General features: G+C 66.3%; 6 protein-coding genes. 4 read left to right on the forward strand and 2 right to left on the reverse strand.

The annotated features are described in order from the left end of the window. Positions 1 to 88: 88 nt before the first annotated feature. The 3 genes from G3N97_RS35005 (at position 89) to G3N97_RS35015 (ending at position 3,341) form a co-directional block, all read left to right on the forward strand. On the forward strand, positions 89 to 742 hold the full coding sequence (locus G3N97_RS35005) for a thiol:disulfide interchange protein DsbA/DsbL (RefSeq protein ID WP_205997417.1): 654 nt from the start codon (positions 89 to 91) through the stop codon (positions 740 to 742). 14 nt (positions 743 to 756) lie between these two features. Next, complete coding sequence (locus G3N97_RS35010) at positions 757 to 1,530, forward strand: SDR family oxidoreductase (RefSeq protein ID WP_205997418.1); 774 nt, start codon at positions 757 to 759, stop codon at positions 1,528 to 1,530. Between the two features lie 206 nt (positions 1,531 to 1,736). Further along, positions 1,737 to 3,341, forward strand: a complete 1,605-nt coding sequence (locus tag G3N97_RS35015; protein WP_205997419.1) for an ABC transporter substrate-binding protein — start codon at positions 1,737 to 1,739, stop codon at positions 3,339 to 3,341. Between the two features lie 116 nt (positions 3,342 to 3,457). Here G3N97_RS35015 and G3N97_RS35020 read toward each other — a convergent pair whose 3' ends face one another. Beyond that, positions 3,458 to 4,582, reverse strand: a complete 1,125-nt coding sequence (locus G3N97_RS35020; protein ID WP_205997420.1) for a hypothetical protein — start codon at positions 4,580 to 4,582, stop codon at positions 3,458 to 3,460. A 403-nt stretch (positions 4,583 to 4,985) separates the two neighbouring features. On the opposite strand from G3N97_RS35020, the gene G3N97_RS35025 reads away from it, so the two are divergent. Further along, a complete protein-coding gene (locus G3N97_RS35025; RefSeq protein ID WP_205997421.1) occupies positions 4,986 to 5,282 on the forward strand; it encodes a hypothetical protein in 297 nt (98 codons plus the stop codon). Positions 5,283 to 5,411: 129 nt separating this feature from the next. Here G3N97_RS35025 and fabI read toward each other — a convergent pair whose 3' ends face one another. Beyond that, complete coding sequence (fabI, locus tag G3N97_RS35030; protein ID WP_205997422.1) at positions 5,412 to 6,191, reverse strand: enoyl-ACP reductase FabI; 780 nt, start codon at positions 6,189 to 6,191, stop codon at positions 5,412 to 5,414. Positions 6,192 to 6,371 lie beyond the last annotated feature (180 nt).

The raw sequence follows: 6,371 nt of genomic DNA on the forward strand, positions 1-6,371 counted from the left end.
CATCCAGCAACGCCGCGGCCGCGCGCAGCCTGCGCGCCGCACCCATCGGGCCGGACGCCGCCGGCCTCGTCCAGTGGAACCACACGCTATGAAACGCATTCTCGGATCGCTCCTGCTCTCGCTCTCCATGATCGCCGGCGCCGCGCACGCCTCGCCTGCCGCGCCGGTCGCCAGCAAGGACTACACGGTGCTCAAGGCGCCGCAGCCGCTCGACGTGCCCGCGGGCAAGATCGAAGTGATCGAATTCTTCTGGTACGGCTGCCCGCACTGCAACGCGTTCGACCCGTACCTCGAATCGTGGATCAAGAAGCAGGGCCCGGACGTCGTGTTCAAGCGCGTGCCGGTTGCCTTCCGTGACGATTTCGTCCCGCATTCGAAGATGTACTACGCGCTCGACGCGCTCGGCCTCGCGCAGAAGCTCACGCCGGCCGTGTTCCACGAAATCCACGTGAACAAGAACTACCTGCTCACGCCGGAAGACCAGGCGAAGTTCCTGGCCACGCAAGGCGTCGATCCGAAGAAGTACATGGACGCGTACAACTCGTTCTCGACGCAGAGCGCGCTGCAGCGCGACAAGGCCATGCTCGACGCGTACAAGATCGACGGCGTGCCGACCATCGCGATCCAGGGCAAGTACGAAACCGGCCCGGCGCTGATGCAATCGACGGAAGACAAGGCGTTGCCGGACACGCTGCAGGTCATGGACTTCCTCGTTTCGCAGATCCGCGCGAAGAAGATGTGAGCGCGCGCGCCGGCATGACACACCCGCTCAAGGTTTTCATCACCGGCGCGTCGAGCGGCATCGGCGCCGCTCTCGCCGCCGAATACGCGCGGCGCGGCGCCGTCCTCGGGCTCGTGGCGCGCCGCGCCGACGCGCTCGAGGCGTTTCTCCAGTCTCATCCGCAACACCCCGTTTCGATCTATCCCGCCGACGTGCGCGACGCCGATGCGCTCGCTGCCGCCGCGCGCGCGTTCATCGCCGAACACGGCATGCCCGACATCGTGATTGCCAACGCGGGCGTGAGCCGCGGCGCGCTCACGGGCGAAGGCGAACTCGCCACGTTCCGCGACGTGATGGACACCAATTACTTCGGCATGGTCGCCACCTTCGAGCCGTTCGCGCAGACCATGGCGCAGACGCGGCGCGGCACGCTCGTGGGGATCGCGAGCGTGGCGGGCGTGCGCGGGCTGCCGGGTTCGGGCGCGTACAGCGCGTCGAAGGCCGCGGCGTTCGCCTATCTCGAAGCGCTGCGCGTGGAGATGCGCCCGTTCAAGGTGCCCGTGGTCACCATCGCGCCCGGCTATATCCGCACGCCGATGACCGCGAAGAACCCGTACCGCATGCCGTTCCTGATGGACGCCGACCGCTTCGCCACGCGCGCCGCCGACGCCATCGCGCGCGGGCGCACGTTCGCCGTGTTTCCGTGGCCGATGCGCGTGGTCGCCGCCCTGCTCGGCGCGCTGCCGCGCTGGCTCTACGACCGCGCCTTTGAGCGCGCGCCGCGCAAGCCGCGTACTGCGCAGCATTGACCCCCTTGGGGGAGATCGGATCTGCACGCGTGGGGCATGGGGGCGATCGCCCCCCATAACGGTATGCCGATTAATTTGTTGTCCGGGCCATATCCCTTCGATAAGCTTTCCCGATCGGACCCTCGCGCGTTCGCCGCGCGCGCAGCGCGGCAGACGGCGGGCCGGTCCGCACACCAACGGCAAGACCCTGGCAAAACGGAGATCCCATGCGCTTCACCTCGCCCGCCCCCGTGCTCGTCGCCGCCCTGTGCGCGCTGGCCTGCGCGGCCACGCCCGCGCTCGCGAAACCGCTCACGATCTGCACCGAGTCGAGCCCGGACGGCTTCGACGTCGTGCAGTTCAACTCGCTCGTGACGACCAACGCCTCCGCCGACGTGATCTTCAACTCGCTCGTCAGCTACGACGAAGCGCAGAAGAAGGTCGTGCCCGCGCTCGCGCAGTCGTGGGACGTGAGCGCCGACGGCCTCACCTACACGTTCCATCTGCGCCCGAACGTGGCGTTCCAGACCACCGAATGGTTCAAGCCGACGCACACGCTGAACGCCGACGACGTCGTCTTCACCTTCGAGCGCATGCTCGACGCGAATAACGCGTGGCACAAGGTGGCCGGCGCGAGCGGCTTCCCGCACGCGCAGTCGATGGGCCTGCCCAAGCTCATCAAGTCGGTCAGCAAGGTCGACGCGAACACGGTGAAGTTCGAACTGAACGAGCCGAACGCCACCTTCCTCTCGATCCTCACGATGGGCTTCGCGTCCATCTACTCGTCCGAATACGCCGATCAGCTGCTCAAGGCGGGCAAGCCGCTCGACCTGAACGCGAAGCCGGTCGGCACCGGTCCGTTCCAGCTCAAGAGCTACACGAAGGACGCGGTGATCCGCTACGACGTGAATCCGTCGTACTGGGGGCCGAAGCCCAAGGTCGACCGCCTGATCTACGCGATCACGCCCGACGCCGCCGTGCGCGCGCAGAAGGTGAAGGCCGGCGAATGCCAGATCGCGCTCTCGCCCAAGCCGCAGGACGTGGCCGACGCGAAGACCGACAAGGCGCTCAAGGTCGTGCAGACGCCCGCCTTCATGACGGCCTTCGTCGCGCTCAACACGCAGAAGAAGCCGCTCGACAACCCGAAGGTGCGTCAGGCGCTGAACATGGCGTTCGACCGCACGACGTATCTGAAGACCGTGTTCGACAACACGGCCACGCCCGCGACCAATCCGTGGCCGCCCATCACCTGGGGCTACGACAAGACGATCCAGCCGTATCCGCACGACATCGCGAAGGCCAAGGCGCTGCTCGCCGAAGCGGGCGTGCCCAACGGCTTCTCGACGACGATCTGGGTGCGCCCGAACGGCAGCGTGCTCAATCCGAATCCGCGCGCGGGCGCCGAACTGCTGCAGGCCGATTTCGCGAAGATCGGCGTGAAGGCGGAGATCAAGGTGATCGAGTGGGGCGAGCTGATCAAGGAAGCCAAGCAGGGCCAGCACGACACGCTCTTCATGGGCTGGGCCGGCGACAACGGCGATCCGGACAACTACCTCTCGCCGCTCTTTAGCTGCAACGCGGTGCAGTCGGGCATCAACTTCGCGCGCTTTTGCGATCCGAAGCTCGACAAGCTGATCGCCGACGGCAAGGCAACCGCCGATCAGGCGAAGCGCACGAAGCTCTACGAGAGCGCGCAGAAGATCATTCACGATCAGGCGCTGTGGATTCCGCTCGGCTATCCGACCGCCGCCGCCATCACGCGCGCCAACGTGAACGGCTATCAGGTGAGCCCGTTCGGCCGCCAGAACTTCGGCGCGGTGACGGTGCAGTAAAGCCGTCCGTTGCGCGGCGCGTTGACCGCGAGATGAAAAAAGCCGGGGCATGTCCCCGGCTTTTTTGTGCGTGCTTGTTGAGCGTTCGTGCGTAGCGGGCGCTGCGCGCCCCGCATTCAAGCGACCGCGAGCAGCCGTTCCCTGCCCTCGCGTGCGGACGCACCGTGCGCGCTCAGCGCCTGCCAGCGCAGCTTGGGAAACACGTCCTCGCCGAGCGCGCTCTGCATCGACAGATTGCGCACCTCGACGCCGCGCCGCGCGAGCAGACCCGCCGCGCCGCGAAACGACGGCTCGATGATGTCGCGGAAATCCTCGTCGAGATGACTCGGCTGCATGTTCGCCGCCGACTCGTAGAAGCGCGGCGTGAGCGCCGCGTTGGCGAGATCGACGCCGTGCAGCAGGATGCGGCGAAAGCCGAGCGCCGCCAGCACCTGCAGACCCGTGTACGCGACAGTGCAGCCGTCGAACACGCCACGCCGCAGATCGAGGCTGAAGCCCAGCGTCTGCGGCGCGTCGAACAGCGCGAGCGCGCGTTCGTCGTAGGCCGTGCGCAGCGCGTTCTTCTCGACGGCGCGGCGGCCGGCGGGAAACAGCATGTCGTCGACGAGAAACACGCGGCAGCGCAGACGCTCCACGCCGAAGCGCTGCACGATATGCCAGAGCACGACCGGCGTGGCGAACAGCGTGAGCGGCTCGCGAATCACGCGCTCGACGAGATCGGCGCGTTGCCGCGCGAAGCCCGTATCGACGATGCAGTAGTAGTCGAAGCGCACGCCCGCGCGCTCCTGCAGCGCGATGGCGCCGTTCACGCCCATCACGCGCGGCATGGCGAGCGCGCGGTAATCGATCTCGTTGATCGACGGACCGGTGGCGATCAGATGGCATTCGCGCGCGTCGGGCAGCGGCACCGCCGCCGTGCCGTTCACGCAGGGCAGACTGTGCTCGCCGATACGCATGCCGGTGAGCCGCCCCGTTGCGTCGCGTTCGAGCGTGACGCCGTGCGCGATGCGTTCGTTATGACGCCACGCGCGCGAGTGCGTGTGGCGATAAAGCAGCTTGAAGAAGGTGTTGAGGGCGCGGCGCACCGGCGAGGCCGCAGCGGGCCGCGCGGTGTGTGGCTGCGCGGGTGCGTGCTTCGAATTCGCGGCATTCGCGGCGCTCGCGGCGTCCGCCGCGCTCGACTGTCGCTCCGCATCGACGCCAGCGCGCGACGAGCGGATGGCGTTGCATTCGGAGACCATCGCTAATCCTCGATTGAGACGAAACCCAAGGCTTCGCGCATAAAGGAAGGAAGGGCGAGTCTACGTTTTGCTTTCGTTACGTTGGTTACAAAAAGTAGGGAAAACTATTACGAGCGCTTACGAGAACGGAAATTTTTTGACAATTCCGCTTCAGCGTCGCACACGTAACGAAGCTGGAAATACGCAACAATTTGCGCAATCTACACGCTCTGCAAACTCCTTACCTGATCCCCTTGATCGAGTGCAAAGCCTGTAATGATTGGGCTTCGGCGATCACGCGTCACGGTCTGCATCCTTTCATTGCACCATCAAAGCCGAGACGATTGTTGCAGATTCGTAATTTTGAAAGCCGTGCGGCGAGCTAGATTGGAGTCGTCCATTCATCCAGCGAAGGAGATTCCGAATGAACACGAAGACGAAGCTGATTGCCGCATTGGGTGCAGGTGCAACGATCCTCGCCGTATCGCAGACCGCGATGGCCGGCGTCTCCGTGGGCCTCGCCATCGGCGCGCCGGCGCCCGTGTACGCCGCGCCCGCGCCGGTCTATGCGCCGACCCATGTCGGCTGGCACGACGACCGCCGTTGGGACGACCGTCGCTGGGGCGATCGCCGTTGGGACGACCATCGCTGGCACGACCGTCACTGGGGCAGCGACCGCCGCGACGACTACGGCCACGACGACGGCTATCGCCGCTGGTAAGCGCGTTTCATCGCGTAGCTGATGCGCCGGGCCACGCGCTGCAATCCCCACACACGCTGCAATCGCTGCAAACGAAAACGCCTCGCGCATTGCGAGGCGTTTTCGTTGTGCGCAACGCGCGTCGGGCCTTCATGCCATGATGTGCGCGCCGCCGTCGATATACACGGTGTTGCCGGTCAGCCGCCGCGCGTAACGCGTCGCCAGATACGCGGTCGCGTAGCCCACATCCATGATGTCGACGAGTTCGCCGAGCGGCGCGCGCTCGACCGCTTCGGCCAGCATGCGGTCGAAATCGGGCAGCCCCGACGCCGCACGCGTCTTGAGCGGCCCCGGCGAAACCGCATGCACGCGGATGCCCAACGGACCGAGTTCGTACGCGAGATAGCGGCACGACGCTTCGAGCGCCGCCTTCACCGGCCCCATCAGGTTGTAATTCGGCACGACGCGATTCGCGCCGTCGTAGCTCATCGCGAACAGCGTGCCGCCGCGCGGCATCAGCGGCGCGGCGCGCTTCGCCATGCGGATGAAGGAGTGGCACGAGACGTCCATCGCATACGCGAAACCCTGCGCCGACGAATCGAGCAAGCCGCCTTGCAGATCGGCCTTCGGCGCGTAAGCGATGGAATGCAGCGCGATGTCGAGCGAGCCCCAGTGCTCGCGCACGGCGTCGAACACGGCGTCGAGTTGCGCGTCGTCTTCGACGTTGAGCGGGAGCAGCAGCGTCGCGCCGAGTTCCTGCGCGAGCGGTTCGACGTAGGGTTTCGCCTTGTCGTTGAGATAAGTGAGCGCGATCTCCGCGCCGAGTTCGGCGAACGCGCGCGCGCAGCCCCACGCGATCGATTCGGCGTTGGCCACGCCCGTCACGAGCGCGCGCATGCCGGCGAGCGGCCGGTCGGGAGGAGTGTGCATGACGGACCTCGCGAGTGATGTTGCGGTTGTCTCAGACGATTTCGCGCCCGGCCTCACGCGCGGCGCGTTTCGATACACGCGCCGCGCGTGATTGCGCTATCGCATTTCACGTTCTCGCACTTCAGTTCTCACACTTCGCGTTCGACTTCACTCGCCCGCAGGGCGCGCGGCACGGCGGCG

This window comes from Paraburkholderia sp. Ac-20347 (assembly GCF_017104805.1).
GTDB lineage: Bacteria > Pseudomonadota > Gammaproteobacteria > Burkholderiales > Burkholderiaceae > Paraburkholderia > Paraburkholderia tropica.